The sequence below is a fragment of the Saccharomonospora sp. CUA-673 genome, assembly GCF_001942305.1.
In the GTDB taxonomy this organism is placed as follows: Bacteria; Actinomycetota; Actinomycetes; order Mycobacteriales; family Pseudonocardiaceae; genus Prauserella.
Genome location: NZ_MKKE01000022.1, coordinates 213,405 through 237,309, shown reverse-complemented (window position 1 = coordinate 237,309; position 23,905 = coordinate 213,405). Strand labels below are relative to the sequence as shown.

Here is a 23,905-nt window from a genome sequence, read left to right as displayed (position 1 = left end):
CCGGTTCAGCGCGTCGTCTTCTCGAGGTCGGTCAGCGCGGTCTCGAGGTGGGTCAGCAGGCGTTGCAGGTGCGGCACGCTGCGCCGGCAGCCGGTGATGCCGACGTCGACGTTGTCGCCGGTGGTGGTGAGCGTGATGTTGAGCGCCTGCCCGTCGAGCAGTACCGACGCCGGGTAGATGCCGTCGAGCCGGGCCCCGTTCCAGTACATCTGCCTGCGCGGTCCCGGCACGTTGGAGATGACGAGGTTGAACGGCGGGCGGGTGGCGGTCGTGAACCCGGGCAGCGGGCTCGCGGCGAGGGGCGCGACGTTCAGGGCGGACAGCAACAGCGCCTGCACCGGCGTCAGCTCGCGGAACAGCCGTTTGCCCTCGGTCGTCGACCGCGCGATCGTCGCGAGCCGGTCGGCCGGGTCGGCGAGGTCGGTGCCGAGGTTGGCCAGCAGAGCCCCGATGCGGTTGCCGGACGCCTCACCCGCGTCGGCGTCCTTCGCCGACCGCATGGAGACCGGCACCAGCGCCGTCAGCGGCTGCGCGGGCAGGGCGTGGGCCTCGACGAGGTACTCGCGCAGCGCGCCCGCGCACATGGCCAGGACGACGTCGTTGCGGCTCACCCCGGCGCCCGACGCCACGGCCCGCACGCGGTCCAGCGGCCACGACTGCGCGGCGAAGCGCCGTGCACCGCCGATCGGCACGTTGAACATCGTGCGCGGGGCCTGCAGCGGCAGAGTCAGGGCCTGTGCACGGAGCATCTCCTTCGCGATGCGCACCGCGCCGCCGGGCACCTCGGCCAGTTGCCGTGCGGCGCCCGTCGCCGCCCGCACGGCCTCGCGGGGGTCGAGGGCGCCGAGCGCGGGGCGCGCCGCGGGTGGGCTCGACCGGGGCTTGCCCCACGGCGGCGGGCAGTCGCGGTCGGCGGGGTCGTCGGAGAGCACGTCGGTGAGTTGGCGCAGGGCGGACACGCCGTCCATCGCGGCGTGGTGGATCTTGCTGTAGACCGCGAAGCGCCCGTCGGCGAGACCTTCGACGAGGTGCGCCTCCCACAGCGGGCGGTGCCGGTCGAGCAGCGTGCTGTGCCAGCGGGAGGTCAGTTCGAGCAGTTCGCGGATGCGGCCCGGCCGGGGCAGCGCCGAATGTCGGAAGTGGTAGTCGAGGTCGAGCTGCGGATCGCGTTGCCAGGCGAGGTAGCCGGCGGTGTTGACGGGTGTGCGCAGGCGCCTCTGGAGCGCCTCGCGCACGCTCGTGCGTTCCAGCAGGTTCTCGCGGAGGTCGCGCAGGTACTCGGGCCCGGCGTCGTCGGGCGGGGTGAACAGCTGCAGTCCGCCCACGTGCATCGGGTGCTCGCGGGTTTCCACGGCGAGAAACATCGAGTCGGTCACGGGCATCAGCGACATCGGCGTCACCTCTCACCGGTTTCTCGCGACCGCTCGCCCCGTTGCGGGCGGTCGCCTGCGGTGCGCCGAGTGTACGCACAGGCGCCGGTGTCCTAGCGTCGTTCGCATGACGATTCCCACGGATCCGGAGACCGGCGAGTTCCATCGCGCGCCCAACGCCTTCACCGCGCGCATCACGGCCGACGGCCGCGACGGCTGGCCCGTCGAGGCGGGCCGGTATCGGCTGGTGGTGAGCCGGGCGTGTCCGTGGGCGAGCAGGGCGCTGGTCGTGCGCAGGTTGTTGGGCCTGGAGGAGGCGTTGTCGGTCGCGGTGGCCGACCCGATCCAGGACGAGCGCAGTTGGCGGTTCACCCTCGACCCGGGCGATGTCGACCCGGTGTTGGGCATCGGGTTCCTGTACGAGGCGTACGAGCGGGCCGATCCGACCTACGACGGTGGTATCAGCGTGCCGGCGATCGTCGACGTGCCGAGCGGGAGGTTGGTGACGAACGACTATCCGCAGATCACCCTCGACCTCGGCACCGAGTGGTCGGCGTATCAGCGGGACGGCGCGCCCGAGCTGTATCCGGAGGCGTTGCGGGACGAGATCGACGAGGTCAACGCCGACGTGCACCGGGATGTGAACGCCGCGGTGTACGAGGCGGGGTTCGCGTCGTCGCAGACGGCCTACGACGACGCCTACGGCCGGTTGTTCGCGCGGTTGGACGTGTTGTCGGAGCGACTGTCGGGGCAGCGGTACCTGGTGGGGGACACGATCACGGAGGCCGACATCCGCCTGTTCACCACGTTGGTGCGGTTCGACGCGGTGTACCACGGGCACTTCAAGTGCAACCGGCACAAGTTGACGGAGCTGCCGGTGCTGTGGGCGTATGCCCGGGATCTGTTCCAGACTCCGGGATTCGGCGACACGGTCGATTTCGACCACATCAAGCGGCACTACTACCAGGTGCACGAGCAGGTGAATCCGACGCGGATCGTGCCGCGGGGGCCGGATCTGGCCGGCTGGACGAGTCCGCACGGGCGCGAGGAGCTGGGCGGACGGCCGTTCGGTAACGGTACGCCCCCGCCTCCGCCACCTGAGCAGGAGGCCATCCCCTCGGACGGGTGAGCTCGGGTCGTATCCTCTCGGCGTGGCAGCGACGGAAGGACACACGGGGGGAGGACGACTCGCCGACGCACTGCGTGCGCTCGAGGTCGACTGTGTGTTCGGGCTGCCCGGGGTGCACAACCTTCCGGCGTGGAGCTCGTTGTCCGGGCGGGGAATCCGCGTGTTCGGAGTCCGCCACGAGCAGGCCGCGGGTTTCGCCGCGGACGGGTACGCGCGTGCGACGGGCCGGTTGGGGGTCGCGTTGGTGACGACGGGCCCGGGTGCGGCGAACACGTTGGCCGCCGTCGGCGAGGCGTACGCGTCGGGTACACCGGTGGTGGTGATCGCCACGGATGTTCCGTCCACATTGCGCAGTCCGGGTGTCGTTCGTGGTGTGTTGCACGAGTCGTCGGATCAGCAGGCGATGTTCGCGCCGGTGACGAAGGCCGCGTTCACGGTCGAGGATCCGGATGACATCGCGCGGGTGGTGCGCCGGGCGGGGCGGTTGGCGCGGCGTGCGCAGAGCGGTCCGGTGTATGTGGGCATTCCGGCGGACTTTCTGACCGCTGCCGCGTCGGATCCGTTGCCTGCCGATGCGACCGAGGTGATTCATCGGGTCGATGTCGCGGATCTGTTGCAGGCCAGGGAGTTGTTGTCGACGGCTCGGCGGCCGTTGATCTGGGCGGGTGGCGGCGCGTTGCGCGCGGGTGCAGGCGAGGCGATCGGTGCGTTGGCGGAGTGTTTGGCCGCGCCGATCGTGACGACGTATGCGGCGCGGGGGATCGTGCCGCCTGATCATCCGTGTCGTGCGCCGAATCCTGTGCATGCGCCCGAGGTGGGTGCGTTGTGGGACGAGGCGGATGTCGTGTTGGCCGTGGGCACGGATTTCGACGGCATGATGACGCAGAACTGGCGTATGCCGAAGCCGCCGACGTTGATCAGCATCAATATCGATCCGGTCGATGATGCGAAGAACTACGTTCCTGATGTGCGCTTGACCGGCGATGCGCGGGAGATGACCGAGCAGTTGGCGTTGGGGATGCCGCGTCGGCAGGGTTTGCGGGAGTTGTCGCGCAGGCTGTCGGATATCGAGTATCGGGTGCGCAGGCGGATTCGACGTGAGGAGCCGCAGGCCGCGGAGTTCTTGTCGGCCTTGGCGGAGACGTTGCCGGGTGATGCGGTCCTGGTGTCGGACATGTGCGTGGCGGGATACTGGATCGGCGGTTTCTATCGGGTTTCCGCCCCGCGCAAACTGGCGTATCCGATGGGTTGGGGCACGCTCGGTTTCGGTTTCCCCGCGTCCTTGGGTGCGGCGGCGGGCGTGGGCCGCGCGGTGTGTGTGACGGGCGACGGTGGTTTCCTGTACGGCGTCGGCGAGTTGGCGACGGCGATGCAGGAGAAGCTGCCCGTCACGGTCGTCGTGGTCGACGACGGCGGCTACGGCATGTTGCGCTACGACCAGACGCAAGCCGGCCTCCCACACGAGGGCGTCGATTTGGTTACCCCCGATTTCGTGGGCTTGGCCAAGTCGTTCGGAGTGCACGCCGACCGCGTCGACGGTTTCGGCAGGGCTTTCCGCAGGCGCCTGCGCGAGTTCACGCGTTCCGACGAGCCGAACCTGTTGGTCGTCGGCGCGGAGATGTCACCCCCGTTGAACACGTCGCCGCGGTGGTACCGCGACTAGTTGGGCGGCCACCTCAGAACGGCGGTGGTTCGTCCGTCGCGCTGTCGGTTTCGGACGACCGCGGTGGCAGGACGGTTTCGCGTTTGTCGGTGTAGGTGACCCCGAGTGGTGTTGTCGTCGAGGACGTTCCGTGGACGGGGTCGTAGGAGTGGATCCAGCCGGGCGCGTTCTTGAGCTGGTGGTGTTTGCGGCAGCGGGGCGCGGCGTTGGCCGTCGATGTTGAGCCGTTGTCTTTGGCCCATTGCTGCAGATGGTCGAAGTCGCAATGCCGGGCGGGTCGCCGACACCATGGCACGATGCACATCCGGTCCCGCACCTCGACGACCTTGCGGATCGTCGAATTCGGACGATAGCTGGAACGGCCCAGATCAACCGGGTTCCCGGTGGCGGGGTCGCAGAGGACCTTGCGCCAGACGGACTTCGGGTTGGTCATGATCTCCCGTGCGTAAGCAGCGGGGACAGGCCCGACGCCATCGATGGATGCCCCGGTCTCGGACATCGACAGGGCCGTGTCGATCGGCATGTGCAGATAGACCATCGCCGCCGATTGCGGAACCTGAACGCCGGGGTCGTTGCCCGGTAACAGGTCGGCGAACACATCGGCCCGCAACTGGTCCAGGTTGCGGGAGGAGTCGGAGAGTCGAAGCTTTCGAGCCATGGCGTCCACCCGGGCGTAGGCGGCCGAGGCAACGTCGGAAGGAAGATCGGCCAACAGGCGTGACTGGGCGTAGACGCCGTGGTCGAGGGTCACCTTGCGCCCTTCGCGGGCCATGCGAGCGGCGGCGGTCTCGGCGCCCGGGTCGACCTGCTTGACGATCTGCGAGACATGCCAAGCCATATTCCGAGGCTGCCAAGCCGTCAACGACAACCGAGAAAGCTTCTCCTCCAACAGCCGATCAACCTCAAGAGCATCGGAATCAGAAACCGGCGCGACAGTACTCAAAACCCGCTCCGCGCAATACCGATCCACCTGCCCCTCCCGCATAGCCTGCAACAGCCGAGGCATCCGATAAGTCAACGCCAAAGCGGTATGAATCCGATCCAAAACCCCCTGCGGCGACAGCCGAAGCTCAGGCGCCAACGCCTCAGCCAACGACCGCCGCTCCACCGAATCCGACGACGACCCAGAGTCCAGCGAAGCAAGAAACGACACCTCAGCAGCATCAGCCCGAGCCCGCAAAGCAAGCACCGACCGAGCCTCGTCGATAACCTCTCCAACAGCTTTCACGCAATCAACAATACCGAACAACTGATCGACGAACACCACCCACAAGCATGACGAAGAACAACCACTCAAGGTAACCAAAAAAATCCCCGAAGAATCGCCAACCGTCGAAGTGAAGCAAGGCCACCCCCGCCAACCACCCAACCCACAGAACTGCCCCGTGAAGTGTCATCCCGTCGACCTAAGGCCGAACCATCACACTGCAGTCAGGGCGCAACCCGAAACCAAACAGGCGCCCAACAACGAAACCTTGCGCCCTGACTGCAGTGTGATACCCAAACGAGAGGTCGAGGGATGACACTTCACCAGCGGCAAAGCCGCCCCACCATCCCGGAGACCTGCCCGCCGGCGAGGCACCCTTACCCTCACGGCCTCCACCCAGACCCCACGTATCGGAACGGAAATCTCGACGCAGAACCCCAACACCCCGCCGCGAACTGCCAACACCCCGCCGCAGAACGCCAACACAGCGACGCGAACTGCCAACACGGCGACACGAGACGCCAACACGGCGCCCCAGAACCCCAACACGGCGAGGTGAGCTGCCAAGACGGTGTCGCAGGATGCTGACACGGGATGTGGGGTCGTAGGCTGGCGAGTATGACGGAGACGGGTACGGCGGAGCGGGTGTTGGCGGAGGCGTCGACGATCGCTGTGGTGGGGTTGAGTGCGGATCCGGCGAAGGCGGCGCATTCGGTTCCTGCGGCGATGCAGTCGGCGGGGTTCCGGGTGATTCCGGTGCATCCCAGCGCGGACGTCCTGCTGGGCGAGCGGGTGTACCGCTCGTTGGCGGAGGTGCCGGAGAAGGTGGACATCGTCGATGTGTTCCGCCCGTCGGCGGAGGCTCCGGGAATCGCGCGGGAGGCCGCGGCGATCGGTGCGAAGGCGCTGTGGTTGCAGCAGGGGATCACGTCGGCGCAGGCGCGGGAGATTGCGGCCGAGGCGGGGATGGATTACGTCGAGGACCAGTGCATCGCGGTGGTGCGGGCGCTGACGGGAGCCACGCGCTGAGCGTGGCGTCGATGGGCGGCCGCGGGGATCCTCAGTCGCGTGCGGCAGCGCGGGGTTGTTCGAGCGTCTCGGTCACCGAGGCGCCGAGGCTGTTGTGGATGTGGATGCGGACCAGCTCGGCCGCGCGTCGCCCCGCGCCGTTGATCACCAGATCGAGGATCTGGTGATGCTGTTCGAGGTCGAGCCCTCGCGGCTCGTTGCCCACCGGAAGTTGTAGGCCGACGTGTCGGTAGCGGTCGGCCTTGTCCCACAGGCTGTCGAGCATGCGGATCAGTACGTGGTTGTGCGAGGCGCGGTAGATCAACCGGTGGAACTCCCTGTGTGCTCGGATGGCGTCCTCGCCCCAGGTCCTGGTGACCGGTAGCAGCGCTTCGGCGGCAGCTTCATGGCCGAGATCTCCGCGTCGGTCCGTCGCTGCGCCGCGAGTTCGGTGGCGGTGGGCTCCAGGAGTAGTCGCACCTCCAGCAGTTCACGCGCCTCCTCCGCGTTCACCGGGGCGACCCGGACGTCGCGGTAGGTGTCCATGTGCAGCCACTCCTCGCTGGCCAGCTGTCGGATTCCTTCACGGAGCGGCGTGATGCTCATGCCGAGTTCCTCGGCCAGCTCGTACTGCGACAGGCGCGAACCCGGTTCCAGTTCACCGGAGATGATGCGCCTGCGTAGTTCGCGATAGGCCAACGCGCCTTTGCTCGAGGACCCGTCCATGCGGTCATTCTGGCGGACGATGGTGGGGCCCCTTCCTCATGCTGATGTGTGTTGCACATCACAGCACCTGGACGACTGCCGTCTTCTTATAAGGCTCTTATAAGAGTACCTTCCAGTCGCATCAGCCGCCCGACGGAACCCTGTACGACAGAAAGAACACCATGCGAATCGTCTCCGCCCACGTCGGCACCATCCCGATCAGTTCCCCGATGCGCAACGCCTACATCGACTTCTCCAAAATGGACTGCACGATCGTCGCGCTCGTGAGCGACGTGATCGTCGACGGCACGCCGCTGGTCGGCTACGGCTTCAACTCCAACGGTCGCTACAACGCGACGGCCATCATGAACGAGCGGATGCTGCCGCGGCTGCAGGAAGCCGCGGAGGGCGAGTTGCTGGACGAGAACGGCGAACTCTCACCCGGCAGGGCCTGGGACGTCATGATGCGCAACGAGAAACCCGGCGGTCACGGCGAACGGTCGGTCGCGGTCGGCGTGCTCGACATGGCTCTCCACGACCTGGCCGCCAAGGCCGCCGGCGTTCCGCTGTACCGCTGGATCTCCGACCACTACGGTGACGGCGAGCCCGACGCCGACGTCTTCGTCTACGCGGCGGGCGGTTACTACGCGCCCGGCAAGACGCACCGGGACCTGCAGAACGAGATGCGCGGCTTCCTCGACGCCGGCTACGACGTCGTGAAGATGAAGATCGGTGGTGCGGACCTGGTCGAGGACCTCCGGCGGATCGAAGCGGTTCTCGAGGTGCTGGACGGCGACGGATCCCGCCTGATGGTCGACGTCAACGGGAAGTTCGACCTGGACACGGCCCTGAAGTACGGGCGCGCGATCGAACCGTACGGCCTGTTCTGGTACGAGGAGGTCGGCGACCCGCTCGACTACCGTCTCAACGCGACACTGTCGGAGCACTACCGCAACCCCGTCGCCACCGGCGAGAACCTTTTCTCCCTGCAGGACGCGCGCAACCTGATCCGCTACGGCGGGATGCGTCCCGACCGCGACTACATCCAGGTCGACCCCGCGCTGAGCTACGGCCTGACCGAGTACCGCAGGGTGCTGGACATGTTGGCGCTGCACGGTTGGTCGTCCCGGCGCTGCATTCCGCACGGTGGTCACCAGTTCTCCCTGCACATCGCCGCGGCACTGAAGCTGGGCGGGAACGAGTCCTACCCCGGGGAGTTCCAGCCCACGGGCGGATTCACCGATGACGCCGTGATCTCCGGCAGTCGTATCGCTCCCGGCGACCGGCCCGGCGTCGGTCTCGAAGGCAAGGCCGAGTTCTACGAGATCCTCCGGGCCCTGCATAGCTGACCCCGGCTCCCCACCCTCGAAGAAGGCGAGACATGGCAATGGCGGCATACTCTCTCCCCGGAATCTGGGACCAACTATGGGAATCCCATCAGCAGATCAAACGTCTGCTGATGTTCTCGACGAGCAAGCAGCCGGAGCGGGAACGCATCGGTGCAGGTTCCGTGACGTCCCGGAATCGGCCTCGCGGCAGGGCACGGGCCGGGGCGGTTCCTCCTCGGGCGGCCGGCCGAGGAGCTTCGGGCCCGCCCGGCTGACCGGCCTCGTCCTCGGCCCGGCCCTGTTCCTGTTGACCCTGCTTTTCTTCGAGCCCGACGGGCTGTCCCGGGAAGGCGTTGCCGTTCTCGCCAGCACGCTCTGGATCGGCACGTGGTGGATCACGGAGGTCGTGCCGATCCCGGTGACCTCGCTGCTACCGATCGTCCTGTTGCCGGTCACCGGTGCCATGGAGGGCGACGATGTCGTCTCGTCCTACGGCGACGACATCGTGTTCCTCTTTCTCGGCGGGTTCGCCTTGGCCATCGCATGGAGAAGTGGAACCTGCATCAACGCATCGCGCTGTCCATCGTGTTGATGGTCGGCACGAGCCCGCGTCGCATCATCCTCGGGTTCATGGTCGCCACGGCGTTCCTGTCCATGTGGGTGTCCAACACGGCGGCCACGATGATGATGATCCCGGTGGGTCTCGCGGTGGCTTATCAGACGGCGCGAGTACTGCGCGACGGCGAATATGCCCACGAGGTACCGAAGTTCGAGAAGTGCATCGTGTTCGCGATCGGCTACGCGGCGACCATCGGCGGTCTGGGCACCCTGATCGGCACGCCGCCGCTGGCGATCCTGGCTGCCACGACATCGCAGATGTTCGGCCAGACCATCTCCTTCGCCGGTTGGATGGCGTTCGGTGTCCCGTTGGTCATCGTGCTCCTCGTGTTCGCGTGGTGCTATCTGACGCTCGTCCGGTTCCGGTTCGGTTTCACGACGCTGCCCGGCGGTCGTGAGGTCATCCGCAACGAGAAGCGCTCGCTGGGTGCGATGTCGAACGAGGAGAAGGCCGTGCTGGCCGTGTTCCTCGGGGCAGCCTTCTTCTGGGTCACCCGCACATTCCTGTGGGAGGACCTGATTCCCGGCCTCAGCGACGGGATGGTCGCGGTGACCGCCGCCGTGATCCTCTTCGCCATCCCGACCCGGGACGCCGAGGAGCCGCGCGTGCTGAAATGGGAGGACTCCACCAAGATCCCGTGGGGCATCCTGCTGCTGTTCGGTGGCGGTCTCGCCATCGCGGCCGGCTTCACCGACACCGGGCTGTCCGAGTGGATCGGCGATCAGCTGATGGTGCTCGACGGCGTGAACCTGGTGGTCACCATCGTGGTCGCCGCCGCGCTGGTGCTGTTCCTGACCGAGATCACCTCGAACGCGGCGACGGGAACCATGATTCTGCCGGTGATGGCGGCCCTGGCCCTGGCTCTCGGTGTCCATCCCTACGCGCTGATGGTGCCCACCGCGATGGCGGCGAACTGTGCCTTCATGTTGCCGGTGGGAACGCCACCCAACGCCATCATCTTCGGCACGGGAAAGATCACCATCAGAGAGATGATCAGCATCGGATTCTGGCTCAACATCGCGGCGTTGGTGGTCCTCGTCGCGGCCGCACTCGTGATACTTCCGCAACTGTGGGGCATCGACCTGATGACCGTCCCCGCAGGTTCCGCTGAATCACGACCCGACCATCCGGATCGGACGCCTCGGCGCTCACCGCAGGTGACCGCCGAGGCCTCGACCGGGGGCGGGCCCGCGGGTACCGTCGGGGTCATGTCTCCACCGTGACGCCCTGCCGATGAACCGAATCGGGCCGATGGCCCGAACCGCCGACCGGACGCGGGCAGTCTGGGCCGGCGGGCGACCGTGTGGGCGCTGGTCGCCGATGCGGTGCCGTTGTACCCGCTGTACGCGCTGTTGTTCGCCGACAGCGGGCTGTCCGAGGCACAGATCGCGGGACTGCTGGCGATCTGGTCGGTCTCCGGCGTCGTGTTCCAGGTCCCCGCCGGCATCGGGGCGGACCGGTTCTCGCGCACGGGCGCGATGGCGCTGGGTGCGGTGGCGCAAGCGTCCGCGTACGTCCTGTGGACGGCCTGGCCCGGTCTCGTCGTGTTCGCCGTCGGCTTCGCGTTGTGGGGCGCCGGCGCGTCGTTGGTGTCCGGTGCGTGCGAGGCGTGGCTGTACGACAGCCTCACCGAACTCGGCGAACCACACCGGTTCCAACGGCTCTACGGCAGGCTCGGCGCCGTCGAACTGCTCGCCCAGATCCCCGCGGCCGGCGCGGCCACCGTGCTGCTGCCGCTCGGCGGTTTCGAACTCGTCGGCTGGGCGAGCGTCACCACCTGCCTGACCGCCGCCGTCCTCGCAGCCCGCCTCCCCGAACCCGCCCGCCCCGCCAGAAGCTCCCCACGCAACCCCAGTGCCCGCGGCACCCTCGGGGCCGGGGTGCGGGTGCTCGTCGGGACGCCGGGGGTGCGTGGGGCTGTTGCCGTCGTCGCGTTGGTGACGGCCGTCGACGACGTCGAGGAGTTCTTCCCGCTGTTGGCCGAGCAGTGGGACGTGTCGGCGCAGTGGGTTCCGGCGGCCACGCTCGGCATCCACCTCGCCGGTGCCGCCGGATCCCTGGTGGCCGGGCGGATCCGCGACCGTTGGACCGCACCCCTGTTGCTGGCCGGCGTCGCGATGTTCGCGGCCGCCGGACTGTGGGCCGACCCGCCCGCGCTCGTGCTGGTCGCCGCGTTCTACGCGCTGTACCGCGGCGTGCTGATCGTCGTGAGCGCCCGCCTGCAGGACCGCATCACCGACAGCGACACCCGCGCGACCGTGACGTCCGTGGCGGGCGTCGGCACCGACCTCGCCGGACTGCTGCTGCTCGGCGCCTGGGCCGCCGCGGGCCTGCCCGCGGCCCTCGTGCTGACCGCACTCGTCGCCTGCAGCTTGCCCTATCGTGGGGGTCATGCTGCTCGATGATCTGCGCAGGGACCTGCCGGCGGACCGGCTCGTCGACGACCCCGACGTCGCCTCCGGGTACGTGCACGACGAGGCCGAATGGGCTCCGTACGGAAAGCCGGTCGTGGTGGTGCGTCCGCGCACCGCCGAGGAGGTCCAGACCACCGTTCGCGCGTGCATCGAGCATCGCACCCCGCTCGTCGTCCGAGGCGCGGGAACGGGCCTGTCCGGGGGCGCGAACGCCGTCGACGGCTGCGTGGTGGTGTCCACCGAGCTGATGACCGCCGTCACGGAGATCGACGCGTCCGAACGTCTCGCCGTCGTCGGACCGGGCGTCGTCAACGACGATCTGCGCGCCGCGTGCGCCGAGCGCGGACTCTGGTACCCGCCGGACCCGGCGAGCTCGCCGTGGTCGACCATCGGCGGCAACGTCGCCACCAACGCGGGCGGGTTGTGCTGCGTCAAGTACGGCGTGACGCGCGACTACGTCCTGGGCTTGCAGGTCGTCACCGGCACCGGCGAGCTCGTGCGCCTCGGCCGCCGCACCGCGAAGGGCGTCGCCGGTTACGACCTGGCCGGTCTGATGGTCGGCTCCGAGGGCACGCTCGGCGTCGTCACCGAGATCACCGTCAAACTGCGGCCCCTGCGCGACCCCGAGCACACGGTCGCCGGCTACTTCTCGTCGGTCGTCGACGCCGGCCGCGCCGTCGCCGCCGTGGCCGATGCCGGGATCACCCCATCGGCGCTCGAACTCGTCGACCGGCACTGTCTGGCCGCCGTCGACGCGTGGAAGAACATGGGCCTGTCCGTCGACGCCGACGTCGTCCTCCTCGGCCGCACCGACGCGCCCGGCGAGGCGGGCGAGGCCGAGGCGCAGCGCATGCTCGACTGCTTCGAACAGGGCGGCGCGACGTGGGCCGCACGCTCCACCGACCAGGAGGAGGCCGACGCGCTCTTCGCCGCGCGCCGCCTGGCCTACCCCGCCCTGGAACGACTCGGACCGCTCCTGACCGAGGACGTGTGCGTGCCGAAGGCCGCCGTGCCGGAGATGCTGGGGCGCATCGAGGCCGCCGCGCGGCGCCACGACATCACCATCGCCAACATTGCCCACGCCGGCGACGGCAACCTGCACCCGCTGCTGAGTACCCCCGCCGGCGACGACGCGGCGCGCGGCCGGGCGCACGCCGCGTTCGACGACATCATCCGCGACGCACTGGCGCTCGGCGGGACCGTCACGGGCGAACACGGAGTGGGCCTGCTCAAACGGCCGGGCCTGGGCGAGGAACTCGACGGCGAGGTCATCGCGATGCACCGCGCCGTGAAGGCCGCCCTCGACCCGCACGACATCCTCAACCCCGGCAAGGTCATCCCGGACCGACCCCAGGACTGAGCACGAGAGCCGACCGCGGGCCGGATCCGGGCACCGGCCCTCGGATTCCGCTCAGTGGCCGACGTCGCGGGCCGAGCCGACGGCCCGTGCCTCGTACTCCTTGCGGGCCGTGTGGTCGGCGCCGCCGAGTACACGGTGCGCGCCGGTGGCACGCAGCAGTGCGTCCGACAGCGACCGGGGCAGCAGGGCGCCGAGCGTGTTGGCCACGACCAGGTCGCGGGGCACGTACACGTCGAACCTCGGTCGGCGCAGCGCACCGACGATCGCCGCAGCGACGTCCTCCGGCGTCACGGGCCGGATGGCGCGTGACTCGCCCAGTCCGGCGGCGAGTTCGGTCTGCACCACCGACGGCATGACGACGGAGACCTCGAGCCCGCTGCGGTGCAGTTCGGCACGCAGGGCCTCGGAGAAACCCACGACGCCGTGCTTGGTGGCGCAGTAGGTGGCCGCGCCCTCGAAGCCGATCTTGCCCGCCTCGGAGGCGACGTTGACGATGTGGCCGCGGCCGCGCGGGCGCATCCTGCGGACGGCCTCCCTGCTGCCGTGGATGACCGCGTGCAGGTTGATCGCCAGCTGCTTGGCGGTGACCTCGTCGGGTTCGTCGTCGATCCGCCCGAGCGGCATGATGCCTGCGTTGTTGATCACCACGTCGACGGGTCCGAGCTCGTCCTCGACCCGGTCGAGGAAGCGGGTGTAGGCGGCCGTGTCGGTGACGTCGAGCTCCCACGCGCGCACGCGCGGATGCTCGGCGAGCGCCTCGGGCAGCACCGAGACGTCCAGATCGGCCACGGCAACCGCCGCGCCGGCCTCGACCAGCGCCGCGGCCGTCGTCGCACCGATTCCGCGGGCGCCGCCGGTGATCGTGACGACCGCACCCTCGATCGGCCGCGGCCGGCGGCCGAGACGTCCGCGCACCATGTTGCCCAGTCCCATCGGCGCCTCCTTGCGCTGATCGGCGAGTACCGCGCCGGTTCCTGCACGGCGCACGTCAGCATCCAACTGACAAACAGGGTTGTCAAGTACGCCGTGTCAGCACCCCACGACGCCGTGTCAGCACTTCACGTCGCCGTGTCAGCAACTCACGTCGCTGTGTTGGCACTTCGGGGACGGGCTACCGGAGCTTGGCAGGCAGGGTCTCGAACCCGCGCAGGATCCGTGTCGGACGGTGCTGCGCGCCGGGCAGCAACTCCAGGTCGGGGAAGCGGTCGAACAACGCGTTCAGGCCCACCTCGCCCTCCATGCGCGCCAACGCGGCGCCGAGGCAGTAGTGCCGGCCGGACGAGAACGAGATGTGCTCGCGCGCGTTGTGCCGCGTGACGTCGAAGGTGTGCGGATCGTCGAAGACCTCGGGGTCGCGGTTGGCGCCCGCGAGGAGGGTCGTCAGGATCGACCCGGCGCGCACCGGCTCGCCGGCGATCTCGGTGTCGCGCACGGCCGTGCGGCCGGTCAGCAGCACCGGCGGATCTATGCGCAGGATCTCGTCGACCGCACCCGGCCACAGTTGCGCGTCCTGGCGCAGTTTGTCCCGCTGTTCGGGGTGCGCACGCAACAGGGAGATGCCGTTGCCCAGCAGGTTCACGGTCGTCTCGAAGCCCGCGGCCAGCACGAGCCCCGCCGTCGCGCGCAGCTCCTTGTCGTCGAGTCCGACGCCGTCCTCGCGTGCCGCGACGAGCTGGCTGAGCAGGTTGTCGCCCGGTTCGGCCTTCAGCTTCGCCAGGTGGTGGCCCAGCCAGTCGTCGAACTCCTGCAGCGCCCGGTCGGTGTCGCGGAACTGGCGCCACGACATGCCCATGTCCAGGCTCGGCGCCGCCGCGGTGCCCAACGTCAGAACCCTGTGCCGTTCGTGGTCCGGTACGCCCAGGATCTCCGCGATCACGGTCACCGGCAGCAGGCTGCAGTACGACTCGATCAGGTCGACCGCCTCGCCGCGGTCGGCGCGCGCCGCCATGTCGTCGAGCAGTTCGGTCGCGATCTCCTCGGTGCGCGTGCGGAGCTTCTCGACCGCACGCGCCGTGAAGACCCTGGTCACCAGCTTGCGGTAGCGCGTGTGGTCGGGCGGTTCCGTCGCCAGGAGGCTCGGCGGCTCGATCGGGTGCAGGTGATCCGACATCGCCCAGTTGGCCATCGTGCCGAGCGGACCGTCCACCCGCTCGATGCCGGCCCGCACGTCCGGCGAGGTCAGTACCTCGCGGACCACCGCATGCCGGGACACCAGGTACGAGTACTTGCCGCGGATCACCGACGAGCGGTCGTGGATCTCGTCGAACAATCCGGTCAGGCTCAGCGTGGGAATCTCCGCCGACTCCCGGAACAACCTGGCCTGCAGGTCCCCCTTGCGCGCGGCGGTGTTGAGCAGCGCGCGCGGAAACGCATGCGTCAGCCCCCAGCGCACGGTCTGCTTCGCGAGCGACACCGTTGGCCCTCCCGTTATCTACTGCTCAGTAGTTACTGTTCCAACATGCCCCCATCGCGCGTCGTCGCACAAGGGGGCACCCGGGACACGCCCGGTGTCGCGGGTGCGGATGGGCACCGCGGAATCGGACGGCGGATAACGTAGCCGGCATGACATCCGGAACCGGTGACCCCGCCGCGGCCTCCTCACGTGCGGGAACCACCTGGAGCATGGGGCCGGCGATGCGCAGGGGCACGGCCTGGAGCAGCTGGCGCCGGCCACGGCCCGAACCGGGAATCCAGCGTTCCGACCTTGTGACGATGCTCGCGGTCGCGGGGGGCATGACGGTGCTGCAGGTGCTGGTCAACAGCATGGGCCTGCTGTCGTTCGGGTCCGCGCCGTCCCTGGCCGAGCAGCTGGCCTGGGGGCTGGCACTGTCGGTGCCGCTGGTCGCGCGCAGGCGCCTGCCCGTCACGGTGCTGTTCGTCATCGGCACGCTGTTCATCGCCGCGCAGGTCCGTGAGATCGGCGACAACACCGGACCGTCGCTGTGCCTGTTCCTCGCCTGCTACAGCGTCGGCGCCTGGGGACGGAACCGGCTGTGGGCGCGCTGGTCGCGGATCGCCGTGATCGTGGCCATGTTCGTCTGGCTCGTCGTCTTCATCGTCATCACGCCGTCGGCGGACGAACCGGCCGACTTCCTGCAGCCCTCCGGCCACATCGACCCGGTGACCGCGGCGATTCTGTACAGCTTCGTCATCAACGTCGCGTTCTTCGGTTCGGCGTACTTCTTCGGCAACCTGGCCTGGGAGACCGCGCGCCGGCGCTACGAACTGGAGGAACGCAACGAGCAGTTGCGGGAGTCGCAGGACGAGAACCTGCACGGCGCCGTCGTGGCCGAGCGCGTGCGGATCGCCCGCGACCTGCACGACGTCGTGGCGCACAGCGTGTCGGTGATGGGCATCCAGGCCGGTGCCGCCCGTCGCGTGCTCGACCGCGATCCCGTGCTGGCGGGGGAGGCGTTGCAGACCGTGGAGGAGACCGCGCGGACCGCGATCGGCGAGTTGCGCGGCCTGCTTGGCGTGCTGCGCGCCGACGCCGACGTCGACACGCGCGCGTCCGACGAGGTCGGCGAGCACGCCTCGTCGCCCGGTCTGGACGACCTGCCCGAGCTCGTGTCCAGAATGGATTCGTCGGGGATCGTCGCGAACTACGGCGTGTACGGCGAACCGCGGCCGGTGCCGGACGCGGTCGCCCTCACCGCGTACCGCGTGGTGCAGGAGGCGTTGACCAACGTCGTCAAGCATTCCGGCGCGCGGAACGTCGACGTGCGGGTACGGTTCCTTGCGGCCGCCCTCGAGGTGGAGGTCATCGACGACGGCTACGGCCGCGGCGGAACCGGCGGCAGTGGTCTGGGGCAGGTCGGCATCCGTGAGCGCGTCGCCGTGCACGGCGGTCAGGTCGAGATCGGCAAACGTGACGACGGCCGCGGCTATCGGGTGCGGGTCAGCCTGCCGCTGGGGTTGCGCTCCGTCGACCGGACCGAAGCCGACCGGGCCGAAGCCGACCGGACGGATGCGGCCGGCATGCACACCGAACGGGAGGGGACCCGATGAACGCGCCGTTGCGAGTGTTGCTCGTGGACGATCAGGCGCTGGTGCGCGCCGGGTTCCGGGTCATCCTCGGGGCGGAGCCCGACATCGACGTGGTCGGTGAGGCGAGCGACGGACTCGAGGCGCTGCGGCTGGTGGGGGAGGTGCATCCGCACGTCGTGCTGATGGACGTGCAGATGCCCAACATCGACGGGCTCGAGGCCACGCGCCGGCTCCTGGGCGAACACCCCGATACCGCGCCGAAGATCGTCATCCTCACGACGTTCGACCGCGAGGACTACCTGTTCGAGGCGCTGCAGGCCGGGGCGAGCGGGTTCCTGCTGAAGAACGCGGCGCCCGAGGACCTCGTCGAGTCGGTGCGCGTGGTCGCGCGCGGCGACGCGCTGCTCTCGCCGGAGGTGACGCGGCGGGTCATCGCCCGGTTCACCGAACCCGCGGCTGCGCCGGTCCCCGAGCGCAGGCCCGACGAGCTGACCGACCGCGAGTACGAGGTGCTGGTCATGCTGGGCAAAGGGGCGAGCAACGGGGAGATCGCGAGCAGGTTCGTCGTCAGCGAGGCCACCGTGAAGACGCACGTCTCACGCGTGTTGGCCAAGCTCGGCCTGCGCGACCGCACGCACGCCGTGGTGTACGCCTACGAGCACGGCATCGTCGCCCCGGGGATGGCCTGATCCTCCTCGGGGAGGACGTGCGGGATACATCGCCGGCCCGACGCGCGCGGCGGCCGTCGACCCTAGGCTCGGTGGCATGTTGAAGGTGAATGACATCAGCCGGAGCTTCGGCGACAAGCGCGTGCTCGACGGTGTGTCGTTCGACGTCGAACCCGGGCGGATGACCGGGTTCCTGGGGGCCAACGGGGCCGGCAAGACCACCACGATGCGCATCATGCTGGGGGTTCTGAAGTCGGATTCGGGCACCGTGACGTGGAACGGGGACCCGGTCACGCAGACGGTGCGGCAGCGGTTCGGGTACATGCCCGAGGAACGCGGCCTGTATCCGAAGATGAAGGTGGCCGAGCAGATCAGCTGGTTCGGACGACTGCACGGCATGTCGGCGGCCAAGGCGGCGAGCAACACCGACGCGCTGCTCGAGGAGCTGGATCTGCACGAGCGGGCCGGCGACAAGTTGGAGGCCCTCTCGCTCGGTAACCAGCAGCGCGCGCAGATCGCCGCGTCGCTGGTGCACGAGCCGGAACTGCTGATCCTGGACGAGCCGTTCTCGGGCCTCGACCCGATCGCGGTCGAGACGGTGCTGCGGGTGCTGCGCCGGCGCGCGGCCGGCGGGGTCCCGGTGCTCTTCTCGAGCCACCAGCTCAGCGTCGTGGAGCGGCTCTGCGACGACCTGGTGATCATCTCCGGCGGGTCGATCAAGGCCTCGGGTGGTAAGGACGAACTGCGCGAACGGTTCGGGACGCCGCGGTACGAGATCGTCGTGGGCAGCGACGCGGGGTGGCTGCGCGACATGCCGGGCATTCGCGTGACCACTGTGGACGGTCCGCGGGCCGTGATCGAGCCCGCGGTCGCCGGTGGGTTCCGCGACGGCGGTGAACCGCTCGACCAGCGGGTGCTGAAGGAAGCCATGAGCCGCGGGGACGTCCGCGCGTTCACGCCGCTCGTCCCGTCGTTGGACGAGATCTTCAAGGAGGCCATCTGATGACCGAGGTACAGGTGCGTCCTACGGAGACGCGGCCCGAGAGCGGCGGCGTGTCGTTCATGCAGGCGACCTGGTTGGTCGCCGAACGCGAGATCAAGGCCTTCCTGCAGACGAAGGGTTTCTGGATCGGCCTCGGCGCGATCATCGTCGGTCTGTTCGCCGCGTCGATCCTTCCGGGCGTGATCGGCGGCGGGCCGACGCAGGTCGCGGCCGTGGGGCCGGAGGTGTCGCGCGTCCTGCAGGCGAGCGAGTTCGAGGTGCGCGAGGCCTCCGACGCCGCCCAGGCCGAGGACCTCGTGCGCAGCGAGGAGGTCGAGGCAGCGGTCGTCCCGGACACCACGGGCGAGTCGCCTGCAGGCGTGCGGGTCGTGGCGCTGGAGTCGCCGCGAGCGACCTGATGGCGGTCCTCGGCTCCCCGCCACCGGTCGACGTGCTCAACCCGGGTGACGTCGACGACGGCCACCGCGGGCTCGTCGCCATGGTGTTCTCGCTGGTGTTCATGATGTTCGCGATGGGCGGTATGGCGATCGCCCAGAGCACGGTCACCGAGAAGCAGACGCGAGTGGTCGAGATCCTCGTGTCCACGCTGCCGGTGCGCGCGTTGCTGGCCGGGAAGATCCTCGGCCACACGGTGCTCACCGTCGCCCAGGTGCTGGTGCTGGCCGTCGTGGGACCGATCGCGCTGCAGGCCGGCGGCAACGACGCACTGCTGACGACGCTGCTGCCTGCGCTCGGCTGGTACGTGCCGTTCCTCGTGCTCGGGTTCATGCTGCTGTCGACGATGTGGGCCGTCGCCGGTTCGCTGGTGAGCCGTCAGGAGGATCTCGGTTCCACCACGGGCCTGGTGATGATGCTCGTGTTCGGCCCGTACATGGCCGTGATCTTCCTGCAGGACAACGCGACGGCGATGACGGCGATGTCGTACATCCCGTTCAGCGCGCCGATCGCGATGCCGCTGCGCATGTTCACCGGTGACGCGCAGGCGTGGGAGGCGTTCGCGTCCATGGGCATCCTCGCCGTGACGATCGTGTCCATCACACTGCTGGCCACCCGCATCTACACCGGTTCGCTGCTGCAGACCGGCGGCAAGGTGAAGCTCACGCGCGCGTGGAGCTCGGCCTCCGACTGAGTCGTGGGGGTATGTCGGCGCCGCCGGGTCCATCGGGCCCGGCGGCGCCGGTGTGTGCGCACCCGTTCCCGCGTGCGCGGGTGCTCATCCGGAGAAGGTGAGTGCGGCGTGGTTGACCGATGCGGGCAGGCGCCGCGGGTCGAGCTGCGCGCCTCCGGTACCGGTCAACGTCGCGTACGCCGGCGAAGGATCGCGGCGAGCAGGGTCGCCGTGGTGAACAGGACCACGTCCCTGCCGGGGCACGCGGCCGGCCCGCCGCTGAACGGGACGAGTGCGGGTTGCTGCTCGGCCCTGCCGTCGAGCCAGATGTCCGGTTCGAAGCGGTCGGCGTAGGGCAACCGTGCGGAGTCCCGGTGGAACAGGGGCGTGAACGTCAGGAACGCCGCGCCGTCCCGGCCCCACTCGGTGCCGGCGCGTGCCTCCCGCAGGAGCATCGGCGTGGTGGGCCACAGTCGCAGCGACTCGAGGACACACGCGCGGAGCAGCGGCAACTGGTGGGGCGCGCCGGATTCCGCGTCCGCCGCCTCGCGCCGCGCGCGGTCGTGCACGTCGGGGTCGGTGACGACGAGCGCCAAGGCACGGAAGGTCGCGATGGCCGCCGCGTCGAACGCGAACAACCAGTGCGGGACCTGGTCCGCCGCGTCGGCGGGATCGGCCTCCGCCGAGTCCGCCGAGCCCGCCGAGGCCGCAGCGCCGAGTGCCGAGGCGAGGCTGTTCGGCCGGTTCAGGCCGACCTGCTGCCGGACGAGGTCGAGGAACCGCTGCCTGCGGCGTCGCGGGGCCGGCAGCAGATAGGCCCAGTTGGCCGACTGTCGAAGTTCGCCGAGCAGATCGGTGATCTCCCGATCTGCGGCCGTGTCACCGCCGAGCGCGACCTCGCGGACGATGCGCCACCACACGTCGGAGAAGCTCGTCCAGTCGATGGTGTGCGGAAGCTCCGCGGCGTGGCTGTCGATCGGCCGGACCCAGTGGCCCGCGAGGTGGTGCAGGGCGTGTCCGGGTTCGAGCGCGCTCTCGTTGAGCGCACGCCGTTGCTCGCGTTCGCCGCGCTCGCTGATGAGGACCCCGTGTGGTTGGAACCGGCTCAGCGCGGCCCGTTTCTCCAGGGTTGCCGGACTGAACGGCGTCGGTGCGCCGGCGAGTAGATGTCCGACGTCGGTGTGGTCCAGCAGTACGGTCACCGAACGCCCCGGCAATCGCAACCGGACGGGCCGGCCGGAGTGCTCGCGTCGCAGAGCGCGCAGCGTCCTGATGGCCTTCCGGTCCACATCGAACCGTTCCAGGAACTGCAGCACCGCCGGCCGGCGGCTGATCAGCCCCGCGCCGATCGCAGGCGCCAACACCGTCGCCGCGACCCGCGCGGTCTCGGCGGCCGACGCGGTGTCCGAGGTCTGATGTGGCCGGTCGGACCGGATCGTCTCCGCGGTGGGGGTCGAGGTCACTGTCGTGGGTCGGCTGGACGTGCTCATGTCCCGAGGCGTACCCGGAGCGTCGCCCGGCCAACCGAGACGCCCGGTGACCCACGGTGGTTTGCCGTGGGATTCGGATACGGACTTCGGTCGCGGAGTTTGGCATGTGCCGGCACGGGAACACCTCGACCATGTCGGGTAGGCACGCACACGAGGACACGCACGGGTTGCGGCGAGGCGGCTGGGAGCGCGCGCTCATCAGCACCGTCGGCGTGGTGTACCTGATGCTCGGCGTCGCGGGCCTGGCGACCGGTCCCGGTGAGGTGCTGATCTTCAGCTCGGGACTGTTGCTGGACATCGTGCGCACGGCGGTCGGCCTGCTGTGCCTGTCGGCGCTGCACCCACGCACGTCGGCGACGGCGCTGGGCTGGTTCCTGGCCGTGGGATTCATCGCCTTGGCGGCGTACGGCATCCCCGCCGCGATCGCCACGCAGCCGATCGACATGGATCGGGTGTTCCCGGTCGGCTGGGCCGACAACGTGCTGCACCTGGTGACGGCACTGGTCGGCCTGATCGTCGGCCTCGCGCGGTATCGCGTGGGAAAGACGGCGACCGATGGTCCGCATGCACGCCCGGCATAGGAGAACGACACGAGTACCCGAAGGGAGAACCGATGACGACGGCCGAGGCCGGTCACGTGACCGGAACCCAGGACAAGAACTACAACATCATCTGGTTCGTCGAGGCGTGCCTGAGCAACGCGCTGCGGCTGGAGACCTACATCGGCGATGCCGAACGGGAAGGTGACACCGTGCTGGCCGAGTTCTTCCGCAAGGCTCAGGCCGACAGTCGCAAGGGTGCCGAACAGGGCAAGGAACTGCTGCGCCAACGCCTCGGCAGCTGACGCCCGAATCAGCCACGAGAGGAGCGGTGATGCACCAGGCGCGGCACGATGCGGCCACCCCGCCGCAGGATTCCGGAGATCCGGACAGCGTCGAGGAGGATCCGGCTGCGCTGAGCAGCGCCGAGGACCTCGACGAGGACAGGTTGCAGGAGGATCCGCTGGAAGGCGGGGCCGAACCACCCGAACACTGGTCCGGTGTCGACCGGTGGGGCACGACCCCGTTCGAGCAGAGCGAGGGCGAACCACTGGAGCAGCGCCTCGCGGAGGAACGCCCGGACACCTCGCCGCGTGAGGGGTGACCGGACACCTACCGGCGCTCCGGTGACGGAAGGAGGGACATGCACAGCAGCGAGTTGCAGGATGTGCTGGCGACCGAGGGACCGTTCGCGTCGGCGTGTTTCGACGCCTCGCAGGACACGGAGGACGGCGCGGACCGGGTGCGGTTGCAGTGGCGTTCGGTCCGCGAGCAGTTGACCGATGCGGGCGCCGACGAGTCCACTGTGGATGCGATGGAGCGTGCCGTCGCCGACGGCCGGCCGCCGGTCGGCACCGCGGGACGGGCGCTCGTCGCGGCCCGGGGCACGGTGCTGGTGGACGAATGGCTCCCGTCGGCCCCCGAGACGGTGGCCCGTTACTCGGACATGCCGTACCTCCTGCCGCTGCTGGCCGGTCTGGACCGGCCCGTGCCGCATGTCGCGGTGGTGGCCGATCGCACCGAGGCCCGGCTGAAGGCCGTGGACCGCACCGGTGAGCCGGTCGCCGGCGAGCACGTCACCGGGGACGACCACCACGTGCACAAACCCCGCAGCGGTGGTTGGTCGCACCGACGCATCCAGCAGTACGCGGAGGAGACGGTGAAGCGCAACGCGCGGGACATCGCCGACGAGGCCGATCTGCTCGCCCAGAAGGTGAGCGCCCGGCTGCTGGCGATCGGCGGTGAGGCGCAGACCCGCTCGGCGTTGCGGGCCGAGCTGTCGCCGCGCTGCGAGGAGATCGCGGTGGAGATCGAACGCGGTCCGGCCGAGGGCGAACCCGACCTCGCCGAGTACGACACGTGGATCGCCGAGCTCGTCACCCGGCAGCAGGCCGAGGACCGGGACGACGTCGTCCGCCGCTTCCACGCCGCGACCGGCAGGAACGGGGAGGCCGCGGCCGGGCTGCCGGAGGTGGCCGCCGCGCTGCGGGACGGCCGGGTGGCACGTTGCTGGTGGACCGCCGCGGGCTCGGCGACCGCACTGTGCTGCGCGGCGACGACGTGCTCCGCGTCGCCGCGCAGGACGAGGGCCTGTCCGACGGGCAGGTGCGCGACCATCGCGCCGACGAGGCGCTGCCGGCCGCGGCCCTCGCGGCCGGCGCCGACGTGCTCGTGGTCGACGGCGCCGGATTCCCCGACGGCGTCGGCGCCCTGCTGCGCTATTGATCCGCTGCGCGGGCCGGCGGCCGGCCTGTTCGGGCTAGGGCGCCTTGTCGTCGTAGCCGAGCCGCCGGAGCGCCTCGTCGAGGTTGTCGAGCACGGGGCTGCGCATGTCGCGGCCCTGGAGTGTGGCGCGCAGGTAGAGCCCGTCGCTGAGGAGGCCGATGAGCTCGGCGGTCAGCGGGTCGTCGACGTACTCGCCCGCCAGGTCGGTCCACATGCCGAACGACGTGGCGAGGGCCTCGTCGGCCTTGGGCTCGCTGCCCAGCAGCCGGAGCGTGGCGACGGACGTGCGGTGGAACGCCTTGGTCATGTCGGCGTCGGTCACCGATGACGTCAGCAGGTACCGCACCATGCCCTCGGGTGCGGTCCTCGCGTAGGCCAGGTCGGTGCGGGTGCGTTCGAGCAGCCGGTCGAGCAGGCCGTCGAGCAGGGCGTCCTTCGATCTGAAGTGGTAGAGCAGGCCGCCCTTGGACACCTCGGCCCGTGCGGCGACGGCGTCCAGCGTCACGGCGGCCAGGCCGTCCTCGATCAACAGGTTCTCGTAGGCGTCGAGGATCTGTTCGCGCGCTGATGGTCGTCCCATGA

At 69.6% G+C, this 23,905-nt stretch carries 21 protein-coding genes and 3 pseudogenes; 16 read left to right on the top strand and 8 right to left on the bottom strand.

Going from position 1 to position 23,905, the window contains the following annotated elements; translation table 11 throughout:
* Positions 1-5 precede the first annotated feature (5 nt).
* Positions 6-1,391: a wax ester/triacylglycerol synthase family O-acyltransferase gene (locus BJF85_RS12355; protein WP_075847463.1), complete on the bottom strand. Its 1,386-nt coding sequence runs from the start codon at positions 1,389-1,391 to the stop codon at positions 6-8.
* 106 nt (positions 1,392-1,497) lie between these two features.
* Between BJF85_RS12355 and BJF85_RS12350 the strand changes: the two genes are divergently transcribed.
* Both BJF85_RS12350 and BJF85_RS12345 read left to right on the top strand, forming a co-directional pair.
* On the top strand, positions 1,498-2,499 hold the full coding sequence (locus BJF85_RS12350; protein ID WP_075847461.1) for a glutathione S-transferase family protein: 1,002 nt from the start codon (positions 1,498-1,500) through the stop codon (positions 2,497-2,499).
* Positions 2,500-2,521: 22 nt separating this feature from the next.
* Positions 2,522-4,162: a thiamine pyrophosphate-binding protein gene (locus tag BJF85_RS12345; RefSeq protein ID WP_075847459.1), complete on the top strand. Its 1,641-nt coding sequence runs from the start codon at positions 2,522-2,524 to the stop codon at positions 4,160-4,162.
* A gap of 13 nt (positions 4,163-4,175) precedes the next feature.
* On the opposite strand, the gene BJF85_RS12340 is transcribed toward BJF85_RS12345, so the two are convergent.
* Positions 4,176-5,351 carry an HNH endonuclease signature motif containing protein gene (locus BJF85_RS12340; RefSeq protein ID WP_255375589.1) on the bottom strand — a complete coding sequence of 392 codons (1,176 nt, stop codon included), beginning with the start codon at positions 5,349-5,351 and terminating at the stop codon, positions 4,176-4,178.
* 636 nt (positions 5,352-5,987) lie between these two features.
* Between BJF85_RS12340 and BJF85_RS12335 the strand changes: the two genes are divergently transcribed.
* Positions 5,988-6,398, top strand: a complete 411-nt coding sequence (locus BJF85_RS12335) for a CoA-binding protein (RefSeq protein WP_075847457.1) — start codon at positions 5,988-5,990, stop codon at positions 6,396-6,398.
* Between the two features lie 31 nt (positions 6,399-6,429).
* Here BJF85_RS12335 and BJF85_RS28940 read toward each other — a convergent pair whose 3' ends face one another.
* A complete protein-coding gene (locus BJF85_RS28940) occupies positions 6,430-6,702 on the bottom strand; it encodes an FCD domain-containing protein (protein WP_222844542.1) in 273 nt (90 codons plus the stop codon).
* Complete coding sequence (locus BJF85_RS28935; RefSeq protein WP_222844541.1) at positions 6,699-7,103, bottom strand: GntR family transcriptional regulator; 405 nt, start codon at positions 7,101-7,103, stop codon at positions 6,699-6,701. Before BJF85_RS28935 ends, BJF85_RS28940 begins: the two co-directional genes overlap by 4 nt.
* 161 nt (positions 7,104-7,264) lie before the next feature.
* On the opposite strand from BJF85_RS28935, the gene BJF85_RS12325 reads away from it, so the two are divergent.
* From BJF85_RS12325 to BJF85_RS12310, 4 genes and pseudogenes are all read left to right on the top strand, one after another.
* A complete protein-coding gene (locus BJF85_RS12325; protein WP_075847455.1) occupies positions 7,265-8,431 on the top strand; it encodes a mandelate racemase/muconate lactonizing enzyme family protein in 1,167 nt (388 codons plus the stop codon).
* A gap of 76 nt (positions 8,432-8,507) precedes the next feature.
* Positions 8,508-10,252, top strand: a pseudogene (locus BJF85_RS12320) (SLC13 family permease).
* Between the two features lie 78 nt (positions 10,253-10,330).
* Positions 10,331-11,434: an MFS transporter gene (locus tag BJF85_RS12315; RefSeq protein ID WP_255375584.1), complete on the top strand. Its 1,104-nt coding sequence runs from the start codon at positions 10,331-10,333 to the stop codon at positions 11,432-11,434.
* Positions 11,421-12,803, top strand: a complete 1,383-nt coding sequence (locus BJF85_RS12310) for an FAD-binding oxidoreductase (RefSeq protein ID WP_075847451.1) — start codon at positions 11,421-11,423, stop codon at positions 12,801-12,803. Before BJF85_RS12315 ends, BJF85_RS12310 begins: the two co-directional genes overlap by 14 nt.
* 51 nt (positions 12,804-12,854) lie before the next feature.
* On the opposite strand, the gene BJF85_RS12305 is transcribed toward BJF85_RS12310, so the two are convergent.
* Together BJF85_RS12305 and BJF85_RS12300 are read right to left on the bottom strand one after the other, a co-directional pair.
* Positions 12,855-13,721 (bottom strand): SDR family oxidoreductase, encoded by an 867-nt coding sequence (locus BJF85_RS12305; protein WP_075847578.1) that lies wholly within the window; start codon positions 13,719-13,721, stop codon positions 12,855-12,857.
* 193 nt (positions 13,722-13,914) lie between these two features.
* On the bottom strand, positions 13,915-15,216 hold the full coding sequence (locus BJF85_RS12300; protein WP_255375583.1) for a cytochrome P450: 1,302 nt from the start codon (positions 15,214-15,216) through the stop codon (positions 13,915-13,917).
* Between the two features lie 149 nt (positions 15,217-15,365).
* On the opposite strand from BJF85_RS12300, the gene BJF85_RS12295 reads away from it, so the two are divergent.
* The 5 genes from BJF85_RS12295 (at position 15,366) to BJF85_RS31390 (ending at position 19,590) form a co-directional block, all read left to right on the top strand.
* Entirely contained in the window at positions 15,366-16,811 is a 1,446-nt protein-coding gene (locus BJF85_RS12295) for a sensor histidine kinase (protein ID WP_369822150.1), read from the top strand.
* On the top strand, positions 16,808-17,479 hold the full coding sequence (locus BJF85_RS12290; RefSeq protein ID WP_075847445.1) for a response regulator transcription factor: 672 nt from the start codon (positions 16,808-16,810) through the stop codon (positions 17,477-17,479). Before BJF85_RS12295 ends, BJF85_RS12290 begins: the two co-directional genes overlap by 4 nt.
* Positions 17,480-17,555: 76 nt before the next feature.
* The gene (locus BJF85_RS12285; protein WP_075847443.1) at positions 17,556-18,461 is read left to right on the top strand and encodes an ABC transporter ATP-binding protein; all 906 of its coding nucleotides are present in this window, start codon (positions 17,556-17,558) and stop codon (positions 18,459-18,461) included.
* Complete coding sequence (locus BJF85_RS31395) at positions 18,461-18,859, top strand: hypothetical protein (protein WP_369822149.1); 399 nt, start codon at positions 18,461-18,463, stop codon at positions 18,857-18,859. Before BJF85_RS12285 ends, BJF85_RS31395 begins: the two co-directional genes overlap by 1 nt.
* Positions 18,859-19,590 (top strand): ABC transporter permease, encoded by a 732-nt coding sequence (locus BJF85_RS31390; RefSeq protein ID WP_369822148.1) that lies wholly within the window; start codon positions 18,859-18,861, stop codon positions 19,588-19,590. Before BJF85_RS31395 ends, BJF85_RS31390 begins: the two co-directional genes overlap by 1 nt.
* A gap of 164 nt (positions 19,591-19,754) precedes the next feature.
* Here BJF85_RS31390 and BJF85_RS12275 read toward each other — a convergent pair whose 3' ends face one another.
* On the bottom strand, positions 19,755-21,059 hold the full coding sequence (locus tag BJF85_RS12275; RefSeq protein ID WP_255375582.1) for a cytochrome P450: 1,305 nt from the start codon (positions 21,057-21,059) through the stop codon (positions 19,755-19,757).
* A 131-nt stretch (positions 21,060-21,190) separates the two neighbouring features.
* On the opposite strand from BJF85_RS12275, the gene BJF85_RS12270 reads away from it, so the two are divergent.
* The 4 genes and pseudogenes from BJF85_RS12270 to BJF85_RS31385 form a co-directional block, all read left to right on the top strand.
* Entirely contained in the window at positions 21,191-21,640 is a 450-nt protein-coding gene (locus BJF85_RS12270; RefSeq protein WP_075847576.1) for a DUF4383 domain-containing protein, read from the top strand.
* A 32-nt stretch (positions 21,641-21,672) separates the two neighbouring features.
* A complete protein-coding gene (locus BJF85_RS12265; protein ID WP_075847441.1) occupies positions 21,673-21,903 on the top strand; it encodes a hypothetical protein in 231 nt (76 codons plus the stop codon).
* A 29-nt stretch (positions 21,904-21,932) separates the two neighbouring features.
* Positions 21,933-22,196: pseudogene (locus BJF85_RS12260) on the top strand (hypothetical protein); the annotation flags it as partial.
* A gap of 45 nt (positions 22,197-22,241) precedes the next feature.
* Positions 22,242-22,979: pseudogene (locus BJF85_RS31385) on the top strand (Vms1/Ankzf1 family peptidyl-tRNA hydrolase); the annotation flags it as partial.
* Positions 22,980-23,357: 378 nt separating this feature from the next.
* Here BJF85_RS31385 and BJF85_RS12250 read toward each other — a convergent pair.
* Positions 23,358-23,903: a TetR/AcrR family transcriptional regulator gene (locus tag BJF85_RS12250; protein ID WP_075847574.1), complete on the bottom strand. Its 546-nt coding sequence runs from the start codon at positions 23,901-23,903 to the stop codon at positions 23,358-23,360.
* Positions 23,904-23,905: the final 2 nt, after the last annotated feature.